This is a genomic window from Actinomadura sp. WAC 06369 (assembly GCF_003947565.1).
GTDB lineage: Bacteria > Actinomycetota > Actinomycetes > Streptosporangiales > Streptosporangiaceae > Spirillospora > Spirillospora rifamycini.
The window spans coordinates 1-13834 of the sequence record NZ_QHJN01000034.1 but is presented as its reverse complement, the minus strand read 5'-3'; the positions used below and the strand labels follow the sequence as shown (position 1 = coordinate 13834).

Here is a 13834-nt window from a genome sequence, read left to right as displayed (position 1 = left end):
ATCGCACTCCCTTTCTATGGTCCGGCGAGGGCCGTGTCCCGGCCGCCGACCGGTTCAGTCCTCGTCATTGAAGAGCCGCTGCCTGGCCGACAGCAGCTCGATCTCCGGCCGCCCGAACACCAGGCGCTCGCACTGCTCGAGCACCTGGGAGCAGTTGGCCGCGGTGCCCGAGACCACGGCGATCCCGATCTCCGCGCGGCGGTACAGGTCGTTGTCGCCGGTCTCGGCCACGGCCACACCCGGGAAGTGCTTGCGCACCTCGGCGATGATGGGCCGGACCACGGACCGCTTCTGCTTCAGCGACCGGACGTCCCCCAGCAGCAGGTCGAGTGTCAGTGCACCCACGTACACCTGATCGATCACCTCGGGATCTCTCAAAAGTGAAACGACGGCGATCGGCCGCCGTGTTCCCGGGCCGGCCTCCGCCTGCGGCGGCGGCGGGACCGGGAATGACAGACGCCAGGCTATGAGATGAGCCTGGCGCCATGTCACCGTTTTTCCGTCGAGCGCCCCGGACCGTCACATTCCACTCACCCCGCCGGCGAGCGCACGCCGCGGCCGGGGCGAGCCCCTCGAACGGTGGCCGAGCCGGGGACGGCCGCCCGTCCGGACCCGCGGGTCCGGACGGGCGGCCGGCCGTTCGGCTGCGGACGCCGCCGGGCGCCTCAGTCGCGGGGCTTCTCCCGCATCTCGAAGCACTCGATGACGTCACCGAGCTTGATGTCGTTGAAGCCCACGCCGATACCGCACTCGAAGCCCTCGCGGACCTCGGTGGCGTCTTCCTTGAAGCGGCGCAGCGACGACACCGTGAGGTTGTCGGCGACGACCACGCCGTCGCGGACGAGGCGGGCCTTCGCGTTCCGCTGGATGTGGCCGGAGGTGACCATCGAACCGGCGACGTTGCCGATCCGCGGCACCTTGAAGATCTCGCGGATCTCCGCGGTACCGAGCTGGACCTCCTCGAACTCCGGCTTGAGCATGCCCTTGAGGGCCGCCTCGATCTCCTCGATCGCCTGGTAGATGACCGAGTAGTACCGGATGTCGACGCCTTCGCGGTCGGCGATCTCCTGTGCGTTCCGCTCGGGCCGCACGTTGAAGCCGATGATGACCGCGCCCTCCTCGGACGCCAGCGACAGGTTGACGTCGTCCTGCGTGATCGCGCCGACGCCGCGGCGGATGATCCGCAGGCTGACCTCGTCGCCCACGTCGATCTTGAGGAGCGAGTCCTCCAGCGCTTCGACCGAACCGGACACGTCGCCCTTGAGGATGAGCAGCAGCTCTTCCCGCTTGCCCTGCTGGAAGTCCTTGAACAGTTCCTCGAGGGAGCTGCTCTTGCGGCTGCGCAGCAGTTCGGCGTTGCGCTTGCGCGCGACGCGCTTGTCGGCGATCTGCCGGGCCACCCGGTCGTCGTCGACGACCAGGAAGTTGTCGCCCGCGCCGGGCACGGCCGCGAGGCCGAGCACCAGCACCGGACGGGACGGGCCCGCCTCCTCGACGTTGTTGCCGTTCTCGTCGAGCATCGCCCGGACGCGGCCGTTGGCCACGCCGCAGACGATCGAGTCGCCGACCCGGAGCGTGCCGCGCTGCACCAGCACGGTCGCCACGGCGCCCCGGCCCTTGTCCAGGTGGGCCTCGATGGCCGAGCCCTGGGCGGGCATGTCGGGGTTGGCCTTCAACTCGAGCTCGGCGTCGGCGGCCAGGATGATCGCCTCGAGCAGCCCGTCGATGTTCGTGCCCTGCTTGGCGGACACGTCGACGAACATGGTCTGCCCGCCGAACTCCTCGGCGACCAGGCCGTACTCGGTGAGCTGCGCCCGCACCTTGTTCGGGTCGGCGCCCTCGACGTCGATCTTGTTGACCGCGACCACGATCGGCACCCCGGCCGCGGTGGCGTGGTCGATCGCCTCGGTCGTCTGCGGCTTGACGCCGTCGTCCGCGGCGACCACCAGCACCACCAGGTCGGTGGTGTCGGCACCGCGGGCACGCATGGCGGTGAACGCCTCGTGACCCGGGGTGTCGATGAAGGTGATCTTGCGCTCTTCGCCGTCGACCTCGGTCTCGACCTGGTAGGCGCCGATGTGCTGGGTGATGCCGCCGGCCTCGCCCGCCTGCACGTTGGCGTGCCGGACGGCGTCCAGCAGCTTCGTCTTACCGTGGTCGACGTGGCCCATGACGGTGACCACGGGCGGACGCGCCTGGAGGTGCTCCTCGCCGCCCTCGTCCTCGCCGTACTCGATGTCGAACGACTCGAGCAGCGCGCGGTCCTCGTCCTCGGGGCTGACGACCTGGACGTCGAAGTCCAGCTCGAGCCCGAGCGCCTGCAGGTCGTCGGGGTCGACGGACTGCGTCGCGGTGACCATCTTGCCGAGGTGCATCATGATCGCGACGAGCGACGCCGGGTTGGCGCCGATCTTCTCGGCGAAGTCGGTCAGCGAGGCGCCCTGCGGCAGCCGGATGGTCTTGCCGTTGCCGCGCGGGGCCGAGACGCCGCCGACGGCGGGCGCCTGCATGTTCTCGAACTCTTGACGACGCGCCCGCTTCGACTTGCGCCCGCGTGCGGGACGTCCGCCGGGACGGCCGAACGCGCCCTGCGTGCCGCCGCGACCGCGACCGCCGCCGCCGCCGGGCCGGGGGCCGAAGCCGCCGCCCGGACGACCGCCGCCACCGCCGCCGGCGCCGCGCGGACCGCCGAAGCCGCCGCCCGGACGACCGCCGCCGCCACCGGGACGACCGCCGCCGCCGGGGCGTCCGCCGCCGCCGGGACGACCGCCGCCGGGGCCGCCGCGACCGGGGGCCGCGGGACGCGAGGACGGCATGTTCATCGGGCTGGGCCGCGGGCCGCCCGGACGGGGCGGCATGCTGCCCGGGTTCGGGCGCGGGCCGCCGGCGCCGGGGGCGCCGCCGGGACGCGGGCCCGGACGGGGGCCGCCCGCCGGACCGCCGTCCCGGGCGGGACGGTCGCCGCCCGGCCGCGGGCCGGGACGCGGGCCCGGCTTGGGCGCCTGGCCCATGCCGCTGGCGTTGGAGCTGAACGGGTTGTTGCCCGGACGCGGACCGCCGGGGCCGCGGCCGCCGCCCGCGGGGCGGGGGCCGGGACGCGGGCCCGGCTTGGGCGCGCGGGGACCCGGCTTCGGGCCGCCGGCCGGGCGTCCGCCGCCCTGGCCGCCGGGCCGCTCGCCGCGGTCGGTGCGCTCGGTGCGCTCGCCGCGGTCGGTGCGCTCACCGGCCGGCGGGGCGCTCGGGCCCTGCGCGGCGGCCGGGGGCGGCACCTGCTGGCCCGGAGCCTGCTGCCCCGGAGCCTGCCGGCCGGGGACCTGCTGGGTCGGCGCCGGCGGGACCGGCGGGCGCGGGCCCGGCTTCGGCGCACCGGCGCCGGCGGGGCCGGGCTTCGGCGCGGACGGGCGCTGCGCGCCCTGGCCGCCGGGACCACCGGGGCCCGGACGGGGGCCCGGACGCGGACCCTGGGAACGTCCGTCGCCGGCGGGCGGACCCGGACGCGGCGCGGACGGACGCGGCTGCCCCGAAGGCTTCTTCGGTGCGGCGCGCCTGTCCCCCTGCTTGGAGGAACCGTTCTGGAAGGCTTCGGTAAGCCTGCGTACGACCGGCGCCTCGATCGTGGAGGACGCCGAACGGACGAACTCGCCCATCTCCTGGAGCTTGGCCATGACGACCTTGCTCTCTACTCCGAACTCCTTGGCGAGCTCGTATACCCGGACCTTGGCCACTGCACTCCCTACTCGGTCCGGGGGTGCGGCCACCGGACCGTCGCTAACTTGCCGTACTCATCGCGGCGTGCTCATCGAGCGCTCATAGCAATCTCGACCTGCTTCCCGACTAGACGTCGCTTACCGTTCGGCCATTACGTTCAGCCATCCTGCTGCCGCGCGGCCCGCTCCGCAACCCGCGCCCGCAGCACATCGGCGTCGAGCGGCCCCTGAAGGCGGAACGCCCTGGGGAACGCCCGACGTCGCTCTGCGAGCTCGAGGCATCCCGGATCGGGGTGCAGATGCGCGCCCCGCCCCGGCATCCGCCCGCGCGGATCGGGGACGATCACGCCCTCGACCACCACCAGGCGGAGCAGGTCGGACTTGGCCGTGCGGACCCGACAGCCCACACACGTGCGCATGGGGGCAGCCCGGCCGCTTTTCAAGAGTCTACCGCGCCGAGGCGTCGGCGGGACCTGTCGCATGGTCTCCTGACGTAGAAGATCCGGATCCGCCGGTCCCGGCGGCCTTGGGGGGCGTCTGCGGCCGGTCGCCGCGATCGTCCGGTTGCGGCCGTCCCGGCCCGCGGGGGTCGGCGCCCCCGGCGGGCTCGACGGGCTCGGTGTCGGACCGGATGTCGATCCGCCAGCCGGTGAGCCGGGCCGCGAGCCGGGCGTTCTGCCCTTCCTTGCCGATGGCCAGCGAAAGCTGGTAGTCGGGCACGATCACCCGGGCGACCCGGGCGTCCGCGTCCACGACCTCGACACTCGAAACGCGCGCCGGCGACAGCGCATTCCCGACGAACTCGGCCGGGTCCTCCGACCAGTCCACGATGTCGATCTTCTCGCCGTGCAGCTCGGTCATCACGTTGCGGACGCGCCCGCCGACGGGGCCGATGCAGGCCCCCTTGGCGTTCACGCCCGGCTTGCGCGAGCGCACCGCGATCTTGGTGCGGTGCCCGGCCTCGCGGGCGATCGCCGCGATCTCCACCGTCCCGTCGGCGATCTCCGGGACCTCCAGCGCGAACAGCTTGCGCACCAGGTTGGGGTGGGTGCGCGACAGTTGCACCGACGGGCCGCGGTGGCCCTTGCGGACCTGGACGACGTAGGCGCGCAGGCGCTCGCCGTGCTCGTACCGCTCCCCCGGCACCTGCTCCTGCGGCGGCAGCACCGCCTCGATCTTGCCGAGGTCGACGAGCACGTTCCGCGGGTCCTTGCCCTGCTGGATGATGCCGCTGACGATGTCGCCCTCGCGGCCCGCGTACTCGCCGAACGTCAGCTCGTCCTCGGCGTCGCGCAGCCGCTGCAGGATGACCTGCTTCGCGGTGGTGGCGGCGATCCGCCCGAACCCGGTCGGGGTGTCGTCGTACTCGCGGAGGGCGGTGCCCTCCTCGTCGGTCTCGGTGGCCCAGACGGTGACGTGCCCGGTGGTGCGGTCCAGCTCGACGCGCGCCCGGGGCGCCGCGCCCTCGGTTCGGTGGTAGGCGATCAGCAGGGCGTCTTCGATGGCCTTCACGGCCACGTCGAGCGAGATGTCCTTCTCGCTCTCCAGGCCCCGCAGGGCGGTCATGTCGATGTCCACGAGGTTCCCCCCTCTAGTCCGGCTCAGCCGGTGAACGCGAATCTTCGGCCGCCCCGGGCGGCGGAGCCTTGAACTCCACCTGGACGCGGCCGCGCCCCAGCTCGCCGAGGCCGAACCGGCGCCGCCGGGCGCCCGGCCCGGCGGTCTTCGACCCAGCGGACGTACCGCCGCCCCCCGCGCCGGCTCCCTTCTTCCGGCGCGGCTCGGCGACCTCGATCTCGACGGCCTCGTCGTCGGCCGCGACCACCCGGCCCTCGACCTGCCCGCCCTCCGCCAGCGGCGCGACGACCAGCCGGCCGACGGCGCGGCGCCAGTGCCGCGGCTCGGTGAGGGGCCGGTCGACGCCGGGCGAGGTCACCTCGAGCACGTACGGGGAGGCGCCCATGACGTCGGAGCCGTCGAGCAGCGCGGACACCGTCTCGCTGAGCCGCGCGATGTCGTCGAGCCCGACGCCGCCGTCGGCGTCCACGACGACCTTGACGAGGCGGCGCCGACCCGCCGGGCGAACGTCGATGTCCTCGAGGTCGAACCCGGCCTCGGTCACGGCCGGTTCGAGCAGGTGCCGCAGCTCGGCGGCGGCGACGTCGCGGGTCGGCCGCGCCGCGGGGTCGGGGCGGCGGTCCCGGCCGCTCCGCTCACGGTCCCCATGGGCGCGGCCCCTGCCGGGGCGGCCCCCGCGGGCCGGACCTCCGCGGGACTCGACGCTCATGGCCCCTCCTCGTGTTGTCCTGATGTCACCGTGTGTCCGCTGACCCTTCAAGACTATCGACAGCCGGACACCGCAGCGGTCTTTCGGACAGGTCACCGGCGCGGCGGATGTGAAATGCTGGTAGCGGTCCGCCGCCGGCTCCCGGAGCGACCGGCCCCGCGGGCCTCCCCTGCACATCCCGGCGCGCACGTCCGCGTGCGCGTCACCGCCCACACCATCCGGTGAGGAGACTCCCTTGCCTCAGGCCGTACCGCGCGGCGGCGTGCGGCGCCGGGCGCTGCTCGGGGGCGCGCTCGCCCTGCCGCTGCTGTCCGGGGCGCTGACGGGGTGCGCCGCCGAGGCCGCGGCGCCCGTGCGCGGGATGCCCGCGCTGGTGCGCGCCATCGCCGCCGAGCAGGACCTCATCGCCACGTACGAGGCGGCCCGCGCCGCGGTCCCCGGCCTGGCCGGGGAGATCGATCCCGTCCTGGCGCGGCACCGCGAGCACCTGCGGGTGCTGAAGGCGCATCACGTGCCCGGTTCGGGCGACCGGCGGCACGAGGGCGGCCGGATCCCGCCGCCCGGCGCGCGGCCCGTCCCGTCCGGGCGCGACGCGGCGCTCGCGGCGCTGCGCCGGGCGGAGGGCGAGTCGGCCGCGGCGCGCGCCGCCGACACGGCGGACGCCGAGCCGGGGCTCGCGCAGCTCCTGGCGAGCATCGCGGCCTGCGAGGCCGGGCACGCGCGGACGGCCGGGGGCGACCCGGCGCCCGTGCCGGGCCGGTCCGGCGCGCCCGCGCTGCAGGACGTGCTGGCCGCCGAGCACGCGGCCGTGTACGGGTACGGCGTGCTCGGCGGGCGGCTGGCCGGCGAGCTGCGCGCGACCGCGAAGGAGATGTGGGACGGCCACCGGTCGCGGCGCGACGCGCTGCTGTCGGTCATGACCGCGGACCCGGTCGCCGCGGCGCCGGCCTACGAGCTGCCGGTGCGCATCACGGACGTCCGCAGCGCGGCGCTGCTCGCGGCGGCGCTGGAGGACGGCGTCGTCCCGGGCTACGTCGCGCTGGCGGGGGCGTCGGCGCCCGACCTGCGGGTCTTCGCGGCCGACGGGGCGCTGCGGGCGGCGGCCCGCGCCGCGCGCTGGCGGGCCCGGGCGGGGGCGGCCGCTCCGGCGGACGCGTTCCCGGGGCTGCCGGACGCCGCGCTCGCGCCGCGTCCCGTCCCCGGCGACCGGTGAGTGATCTTCCACACTTCGGGGAACCACCCGGCCCGGAACGGGCGTTGCATCCTGTGCCACTGGACCACTCGGGGGAGGAGCCCAGACGAGCATGACCACTCCGCACAACGGCGCCGCGAGCGCTCTCGACGAACTGCGGGCCGCCTACCACGAGCAGCTGAACCGGCTGGCCGCCGAGCGGGACGAGGCCCGCCGCAACGCCCGCCGCGCGCAGGCGCAGGCGGACGTGGCCCGCGCCGACCTGGCGAGCCTGAAGAGCCGCGTCGCCGAGCTGCTGAACGCGGCGTCGCGCCACCTGCCCGACCTGGAGCCGCCGGAGGCCCCGCCCGCCGGGCCCGCGGCGCTGCCCGCCCCGGGCGCCGCCGCGCGGGACGACGCCCGTCCCGACGGCCCCGCCGGCGGTACCGGCGAGGGCCCCGCCGACGACACCGCCGGGGAGGTCCCGACGGTCGAGGGCCGCGTCGTCCAGGCGCCGGACTTCCCGTCGGTCCGTCCGCGCGGCGGGCGTCCGAAGCGGCGCCGCATCGGGACCGCCTGACCGGCGCCGACGGGGAGGCCGGGGGCGTGTCCGCGCCCGGCTCGGGCGGCGGGGCGCGCTGTTAGGCTCCTTCGAATGACCGCGTACGGCCTTCTCGTCTCCCCTTCGCACAACCGGGTCTACTCGCAGGCCGCCGCCGAACTGGTGCGGGCCGAGCTCGCGGTGTTCGGTGAGCGGGCGCTCGGCGGGCGGATCCGCGACATCGGCGAGACATCGGTCGGCGGCGTCGGCTACGTGACGTTCGAGGCCGACGAGCTGGGCCCGCCGGACGTGCGGCTCCTGTCGAACCTGTCGTCGCTGTACGCGCTGTTCGAGTTCTGCGACGGCGGCCTGCTCAGGCCCGTGGCGGTCGAGCCGCTGGACCTGTTCGGCAGCGACCTGCTGACGATCCAGAAGTACTCGGGGAAGACGAACGAGCACTTCACGAAGCTGCTGCTGAACGTGACGGCGATGGCGACCGACTCCCCCGCCGACCTGGTGACCGGGCGGCCGCGGGTGCTGGACCCGATGTGCGGCCGGGGCACGACGCTGAACCAGGCGATGATGTACGGGTTCGACGCGGCCGGGATCGACCTCGACGGCAAGGACTTCGACGCGTACGCGGCGTTCATCAAGACGTGGCTGCGCAACAACCGGGTGAAGCACCGGGCGGAGGTGGCGAACATCCGGCGCGAGAAGTCGGTGGTCGGGCGGCGCCTGCACGTGACGCTCGGGGCGTCGAAGGAGCGCTACAAGAGCGGCGAGACGATCGACATCGAGGTGGTGAACGCCGACTCGCTGCAGGCGGGGCGGTTCTTCAAGCCCGCGTCGTTCGACCTGGTCGTGACGGACGCGCCGTACGGCGTCCAGCACGCGAGCCGCCCCAAGGGCGGGCGGCCGGGGCGGCGGCAGGAGCTGTCGCGCAGCCCGGTGGAGCTGCTGGCCGCCGCGGTCCCGGAGTGGGCGCGGCTGCTGCGGCCGGGCGGCGCGATCGGTATCTCGTGGAACACGTTCGTGGGGCGGCGCGAGGACCTGGCGGACATCCTGGCGGGGAGCGGGCTGCGGGTGGCGGAATCCGAGCCGTACCTGCGGTTCCGCCACCGCGTCGACCAGGCGATCTCCCGGGATCTGATCGTCGCCGCGAAGCCCTAGGTCACCACCCGTCGAGGTGCGGCAGCAGCTCGTCGATGCGGTGGATGAGCGCGTCGGGCGGCAGGAGGCCGGGCCGGGTGAACGCGTGGGTGGTCTGGTGGTGGATCTGGACGGCCCGGAGCCCGAGCGACTTGGCCCCGTGGACGTCGTCGTAGGGGCGGTCGCCGACGAAGACGCAGGACGCGGGGTCGGTGACGCCGACGGCGTCCATCGCGGCGCGGAACGCCTCGGCGTGCGGCTTGGTCCACGGGATCTCGCTGGAGTAGACGGCGCCGTCGAGGAGGTCGAGGACGTCGTCGCGGGCGAAGACGCGCTCGTGCCAGTCGCGCCCGCACATCGTGTTGGACAGGACGCCGATCCTGATGCCGCGGTCGCGGAGGGCGCGGAACAGGCCGGGGACGGCCGGGTCGGTGAAGGTGTGGGGCGTCCAGGTCTCGAAGTGGGTCTCCAGGAGCGCCTCGGTGAGTTCCAGTCCGGCGTCCGCGCGCTCGAAGACCTCGGCGAGGGTGGCGCTGCGGTGCTGCTCCTCGCCGCGCCGCCACAGCTCGAGTTCCGCCTCCAGCAGCGCGGCGGCGACCCGCTCGACGTCGTCGGCGGGCAGGTGGGCGGTGCAGATGGCGCGCCACATGTCGCCGATGTCGATGTCGTGCCAGGGGGTCAGGGTGCCGCCCCAGTCGAAGATCACTGCTTTCACGGCCATGCGGGGATGGTAACCATCCGGGCGCCCCGGACGATCATACTGACGATGCGTTGAACGTCCCGGCGGCGCGAACGGGGCGACGTCCTGACGAGGAGTTGCCCGATGCGCAGAGCCCTGCTCGCCGCCGTGCTTCCCGTCGCGCTGGCGGCGGCGCTGCTGCCGTCGGCGGCGGGCGCGGACCCGATCCCCGACGGCCCCGGCACCGGGCGCGTCCCCGCGTTCGTCGGCGGTCCGGCGACGCCGCGGCCGCTGCCCGGCGCACCGGTCTCGGCGAACCCGCACATGGGCCCGGTCGGGACGTCGTCGATGCACGCCGACAGCCACGCGTCCGACGCCTACCCGTTCCTCGGGCCCCTGGGCCGGAACCCGGAGGTGCTGGACGAGGCGAAGGGCGGCGGGCTCCCGGGGCTGTGCTCGACGGTGACGTTCGCGCGGCGGAGCGGGCTGATCGTCGCCCAGTGCACGCGCGGGCAGAACTTCATGCTGCGCCTGATCGACCCGCGGACGCTGGACGATCTCGCGACGTTCGAGCTTCCGCCGCGTCCGTCCACGGTGGAGGCGGTGTTCTCGCTGAGCCTCGACAAGATCTTCACCGACACGTCCGGCGGGGCGTACTACTACCTCGACCCGCAGGACCGCGCGGTGCTCGCCGACTCCGACTTCCACCTGCGCCGGTTCGCCCACGGGAAGGGGCCGGACGGGCGGTGGCGGTTCGAGGTCGTCGACGACTGGGACCTGAGCCCGTACCTGCCGCACGACTGCGCGACGTGGACGAACCCGTGGCCGCAGGGCGAGTGCGACCCGATCACCGCGGTCGGGCCGGACTGGACGGGCCTGATCTGGTGGGTCACGCGGGGCGGGCGCCTCGGCACGGTCGATCCGGACACCGGGACGGTGCGGGCGACGCGGCTGGCGGGCGGCGAGCGGATCCAGAACTCGTTCGCCGCCGGTGAGGACGGCGTCTCGATCGTGTCCGACCACGCGCTGTACGCGATGCGGGCGGACGCGACCGGCATGCCGCGGACCGTGTGGCGCGAGCCGTACGACCGGGGTTCGGGCCGCAAGCCGGGGCAGATCGACCAGGGGTCGGGGACGACGCCGACGCTGCTCGGCGACGCGTACGTGGCGATCACCGACAACGCCGACGACCGGATGAACGTGGTCGTGCGGCGGCGGGACGACGGGAGCCTCGTCTGCCGGGAGCCGGTGTTCGGCAGCGGGCGGAGCGCGACGGACAACTCGCTGGTCGGGTACGGGAACAGCCTGTTCATCGAGAACAACCACGGCTACCGCAACTTCTTCGAGCTGCCGCCGGGCGGCGCGCCGACCGGCGGGCTCGCCCGCGTGGACGTCGACGCCGGCGGCGCGGGCTGCCGCACCGTGTGGACGAGCGCGGAGCGGTCGCCGTCGACCGTCCCGAAGGTGTCGGTCCCGGCCGGGCTGCTGTACGTGTACACGAAGGAGCCGCGCCGCGACCTCGTCGACGCCTGGTACCTCACTGCGGTCGACGTCCACACCGGCCGGACGGTCTACAAGGTGCTGACCGGGACGGGCAAGTGGTTCGACAACAACTGGGCGCCGGTCACGATCGGCCCGGACGGCACGGCGTTCGTCGGCGTGGTCGGCGGGCTCGTCGCCGTCCGGGACCGCCCGGCCGCATAGGGCGCCGGGCTGCGGGCACACCGGGGGCATGAGGCAGCGCAACCCTGGAGAGGACAGAGACTTCCGCGCGGACGTGGACGACATGGGCGACGACGAGCAGGCCGACGAGGTCGCCCTGACCGAGCAGTACGTCCAGGATCCGCCCGCGGACCACGTCATCGAGGAGCCGGACCAGGACCGGGACGGGCTGAGCGTCGCCGAGTACGACGAGCAGGCCGCCCGGCCGGGCGAGGACGAGCGCTGGCCCGACCGGGACGGCCCCGCCGAGTCGGACGCGGTGAACCCGACGAACCGCCCCTGAGCCGGGACGTCCGGGCGCGGACGGGCCGGAAGCGGACGGGCCGCAAGCGGCTGCGCCGGTTTCCGGATCCCGGCCGCCGGGGAATGTCCGCCCCCGACCGTAGGTTCGCACCGTAAAAGGATCTTGCGGGGTGAGCGGGCGTGGAGCGGGTGGTCGCGGAGCAGCCTCGTGCGCCGCGGTGGCGGCGCGCGGGCGTCGCCGTCCAGTGGGCGCTGGTGCTGGGTGCCGTCGCGGCGCTCGTCCTGAACCGCGACCGGCTCCCCGATCCGGGCGCGCTGCGGGCCGCGGCGGGGCGGGCCGAGCCGCTGTGGCTGGTCCTGGTCGTGGTGGGCGGCGCGGGGTCGATGGGCGCGTTCGCCCGGCTGCAGCGGCGGCTGCTGCGGGTGGGCGGGCTGCGGATGTCGCTGCGCCGCGCCTTCGCGATCACCTACGCGGGGAACGCGCTGTCGACGACCCTTCCGGCGGGCCCCGCGGTGAGCGTCGTCTACACGTTCCGGCAGTTCCGGCGGGGCGGCGCGCCGGCCCGGCTGGCGACCGCGGTGATCCTGGCGGGCGGCGTGATCACGACGTCGGCGTACACCGCGATCGGGACGGCGGCGCTGCTGGCGGAGCCGCGCTCGCGCGGACCGGTGCTGGCGGCGCTCGCCGTCCCGGTCGCCGCGGCGCTGCTCGCCGCGCCCGTGCTGCTGCGGCCGGGTGCGCGCCGCGCGGCGGCGGGGGCGCTGCGCCGGGCGGGCGGCAGGGCGGTGGCGCACCCGCGCGTGGCGCCCCGCGCGGCGCGGGCGGCGGCCGCGCTGGCCGAGGCGCGGGACGTGCTGCGGCCGTCCGGGCGCGACTGGGCGGCGCTCGCCGCGCTGGCGGTCCTCAACTGGGCCTTCGACATCCTGGCGCTGTTCGCGGCGGCGCAGGCGGTGGGGATCGCGGTGCCGCCGCACGGCGTCGCGCTCGCGTACTTCGCGGCGCAGGCGGCGGGCAGCGCGCTGCCGCTGCTGCCGGGCGGGCTCGGCGCGGTCGAGACGAGCATGGCGGCGGCCCTGGCGGCGCTGGGCGCCGGGCCGGCCGCGGCCGTCGCGGCCGTCGCGCTGTACCGGCTGGTGTCGTACTGGGCGGTGGTCGCGGTCGGGTGGGCCGCGTGGGCCGTGCTGCGCGAGGGTCCGCGGGTGTCCGCGCGGGCGCGGTCGGCGCGCGCGGGCCGGCTGGTCCTGGGCTGCCTGCGCGCGGCGTCGTCCGGGATGGCGCTCGGGATGGGGTACGGCGCGGCGGCCGCGTCCGCCGAGCCGTCCCGCCGCCCCTGACCCCAGCACCTTTAAACCCATTTGTTGCTATATGTCCATTTGTGCGGTTTTCCCTGGCGGAGGGCCGGGCAGGGCGGCCTGCGTACAGGCCGGCACGGCGCGGAGCGCACCGGCGGCCGCCGCGGGCGCCCGGCCGTGCGGTTCGGCTCGTCCGGGGAGAACATCATGAACAGCGCGACAGTGGAGGCGCTGCGCTCCAGCCTGCGCGGACCGGTCATCGATCCGCGGGACGCGGCGTACGCCGAAGCCCGCAAGGTCTACAACGCGATGATCGACAAGCATCCGGCCGCGATAGTGCGGTGCGCGGACGCCGCAGACGTGATGGCGGCGGTCGCGCTCGTCCGCGACGCCGGGCTGGAACCGGCCGTCCGCGGCGGCGGGCACAGCGGGCCGGGGCTCTGCCTGGTGGACGAGGGCGTCACCATCGACCTGTCGCCGATGCGGTGGGTGCACGTCGATCCCGCCGCCCGGACCGCGCAGGTCGGCGGCGGCGCCCTGCTCGGCGACCTCGACCACGCGGCCCACGCCTTCGGGCTCGCCACGCCCGCCGGGATCGTGTCCTCGACCGGCGCCGCGGGCCTCACCCTCGGCGGCGGCCACGGCTACCTCACGCGCAAGTACGGGCTGACGGTGGACAACCTGCTGGCCGCGGACGTCGTCCTGGCCGACGGGCGGTTCGTCACCGCCGACGAGAACGAGCACCCCGACCTGTTCTGGGCGCTGCGCGGCGGCGGCGGGAACTTCGGCGTCGTCACCTCCCTGACCTACCGGCTCCACCCGGTGGACACGGTCGGGATGGCGATCACCGTGTGGCCCGTCGAACGCACCCGCGACGTGCTCTCCTGGTACCGCGAGTTCCTCCCCCAGGCGCCGGAGGACGTGTACGGCTTCTACACCATGTTCGTCATCCTCAGCACGTTGGCCTTGTGCACGATGGTGACCCGGCGGCGCCGACGTTGCGCCAGCTCGAACGCCTCCCGGGCGATGCGCTCGACCGCCG

General features: G+C 75.0%; 13 protein-coding genes and 1 pseudogene. 7 read left to right on the top strand and 7 right to left on the bottom strand.

Features of this window, described 5'->3' with window-relative positions; genetic code table 11:
* Window positions 1–54: 54 nt before the first annotated feature.
* The 5 genes from DMH08_RS12025 to rimP all read right to left on the bottom strand — a co-directional run bounded on the left by DMH08_RS12025 (window position 55) and on the right by rimP (window position 5994).
* Window positions 55–351 carry a DUF503 domain-containing protein gene (locus tag DMH08_RS12025; protein WP_026405485.1) on the bottom strand — a complete coding sequence of 99 codons (297 nt, stop codon included), beginning with the start codon at window positions 349–351 and terminating at the stop codon, window positions 55–57.
* Window positions 352–665: 314 nt separating this feature from the next.
* On the bottom strand, window positions 666–3725 hold the full coding sequence (gene infB, locus DMH08_RS12020) for a translation initiation factor IF-2 (RefSeq protein WP_125613764.1): 3060 nt from the start codon (window positions 3723–3725) through the stop codon (window positions 666–668).
* Window positions 3726–3865: 140 nt separating this feature from the next.
* Window positions 3866–4126 carry a YlxR family protein gene (locus tag DMH08_RS12015; protein ID WP_026405483.1) on the bottom strand — a complete coding sequence of 87 codons (261 nt, stop codon included), beginning with the start codon at window positions 4124–4126 and terminating at the stop codon, window positions 3866–3868.
* 28 nt (window positions 4127–4154) lie between these two features.
* Window positions 4155–5285: a transcription termination factor NusA gene (gene nusA / locus DMH08_RS12010; RefSeq protein WP_026405482.1), complete on the bottom strand. Its 1131-nt coding sequence runs from the start codon at window positions 5283–5285 to the stop codon at window positions 4155–4157.
* A 13-nt stretch (window positions 5286–5298) separates the two neighbouring features.
* Window positions 5299–5994, bottom strand: coding sequence for a ribosome maturation factor RimP (rimP, locus tag DMH08_RS12005; protein ID WP_084551137.1), 696 nt, complete (start codon window positions 5992–5994; stop codon window positions 5299–5301).
* A 235-nt stretch (window positions 5995–6229) separates the two neighbouring features.
* On the opposite strand from rimP, the gene DMH08_RS41580 reads away from it, so the two are divergent.
* The 3 genes from DMH08_RS41580 (at window position 6230) to DMH08_RS11985 (ending at window position 8876) form a co-directional block, all read left to right on the top strand.
* The gene (locus tag DMH08_RS41580) at window positions 6230–7207 is read left to right on the top strand and encodes a ferritin-like domain-containing protein (RefSeq protein WP_233617542.1); all 978 of its coding nucleotides are present in this window, start codon (window positions 6230–6232) and stop codon (window positions 7205–7207) included.
* 91 nt (window positions 7208–7298) lie between these two features.
* Complete coding sequence (locus DMH08_RS11990) at window positions 7299–7745, top strand: hypothetical protein (protein ID WP_125613761.1); 447 nt, start codon at window positions 7299–7301, stop codon at window positions 7743–7745.
* Window positions 7746–7820: 75 nt separating this feature from the next.
* Window positions 7821–8876: a TRM11 family SAM-dependent methyltransferase gene (locus DMH08_RS11985; RefSeq protein WP_125613759.1), complete on the top strand. Its 1056-nt coding sequence runs from the start codon at window positions 7821–7823 to the stop codon at window positions 8874–8876.
* A 1-nt stretch (window position 8877) separates the two neighbouring features.
* Here DMH08_RS11985 and DMH08_RS11980 read toward each other — a convergent pair whose 3' ends face one another.
* Complete coding sequence (locus tag DMH08_RS11980; RefSeq protein WP_125613756.1) at window positions 8878–9576, bottom strand: HAD family hydrolase; 699 nt, start codon at window positions 9574–9576, stop codon at window positions 8878–8880.
* 102 nt (window positions 9577–9678) lie between these two features.
* Between DMH08_RS11980 and DMH08_RS11975 the strand changes: the two genes are divergently transcribed.
* The 4 genes and pseudogenes from DMH08_RS11975 to DMH08_RS42790 all read left to right on the top strand — a co-directional run.
* The gene (locus DMH08_RS11975) at window positions 9679–11238 is read left to right on the top strand and encodes a hypothetical protein (RefSeq protein ID WP_125613753.1); all 1560 of its coding nucleotides are present in this window, start codon (window positions 9679–9681) and stop codon (window positions 11236–11238) included.
* A gap of 28 nt (window positions 11239–11266) precedes the next feature.
* Complete coding sequence (locus DMH08_RS11970; RefSeq protein ID WP_034521250.1) at window positions 11267–11539, top strand: hypothetical protein; 273 nt, start codon at window positions 11267–11269, stop codon at window positions 11537–11539.
* A 140-nt stretch (window positions 11540–11679) separates the two neighbouring features.
* Entirely contained in the window at window positions 11680–12834 is a 1155-nt protein-coding gene (locus DMH08_RS11965; protein WP_125613750.1) for a lysylphosphatidylglycerol synthase transmembrane domain-containing protein, read from the top strand.
* A gap of 165 nt (window positions 12835–12999) precedes the next feature.
* A pseudogene (locus tag DMH08_RS42790) lies at window positions 13000–13461 on the top strand (FAD-binding oxidoreductase); the annotation flags it as partial.
* 263 nt (window positions 13462–13724) lie between these two features.
* Here DMH08_RS42790 and DMH08_RS42785 read toward each other — a convergent pair.
* The gene (locus DMH08_RS42785; RefSeq protein WP_442778635.1) at window positions 13725–13799 is read right to left on the bottom strand and encodes a hypothetical protein; all 75 of its coding nucleotides are present in this window, start codon (window positions 13797–13799) and stop codon (window positions 13725–13727) included.
* Window positions 13800–13834 lie beyond the last annotated feature (35 nt).

Bases quoted from the DNA above. Each gene is read 5' to 3' on its own strand.
- DMH08_RS11980 (WP_125613756.1), bottom strand. From the start codon at position 9,576: ATGGCCGTGAAAGCAGTGATCTTCGACTGGGGCGGCACCCTGACCCCC.
- DMH08_RS11970 (WP_034521250.1), top strand. From the start codon at position 11,267: ATGAGGCAGCGCAACCCTGGAGAGGACAGAGACTTCCGCGCGGACGTG.
- DMH08_RS11975 (WP_125613753.1), top strand. From the start codon at position 9,679: ATGCGCAGAGCCCTGCTCGCCGCCGTGCTTCCCGTCGCGCTGGCGGCG.
- DMH08_RS12015 (WP_026405483.1), bottom strand. From the start codon at position 4,126: ATGCGCACGTGTGTGGGCTGTCGGGTCCGCACGGCCAAGTCCGACCTG.
- DMH08_RS11985 (WP_125613759.1), top strand. From the start codon at position 7,821: ATGACCGCGTACGGCCTTCTCGTCTCCCCTTCGCACAACCGGGTCTAC.
- DMH08_RS11990 (WP_125613761.1), top strand. From the start codon at position 7,299: ATGACCACTCCGCACAACGGCGCCGCGAGCGCTCTCGACGAACTGCGG.
- rimP (WP_084551137.1), bottom strand. From the start codon at position 5,994: ATGAGCGTCGAGTCCCGCGGAGGTCCGGCCCGCGGGGGCCGCCCCGGC.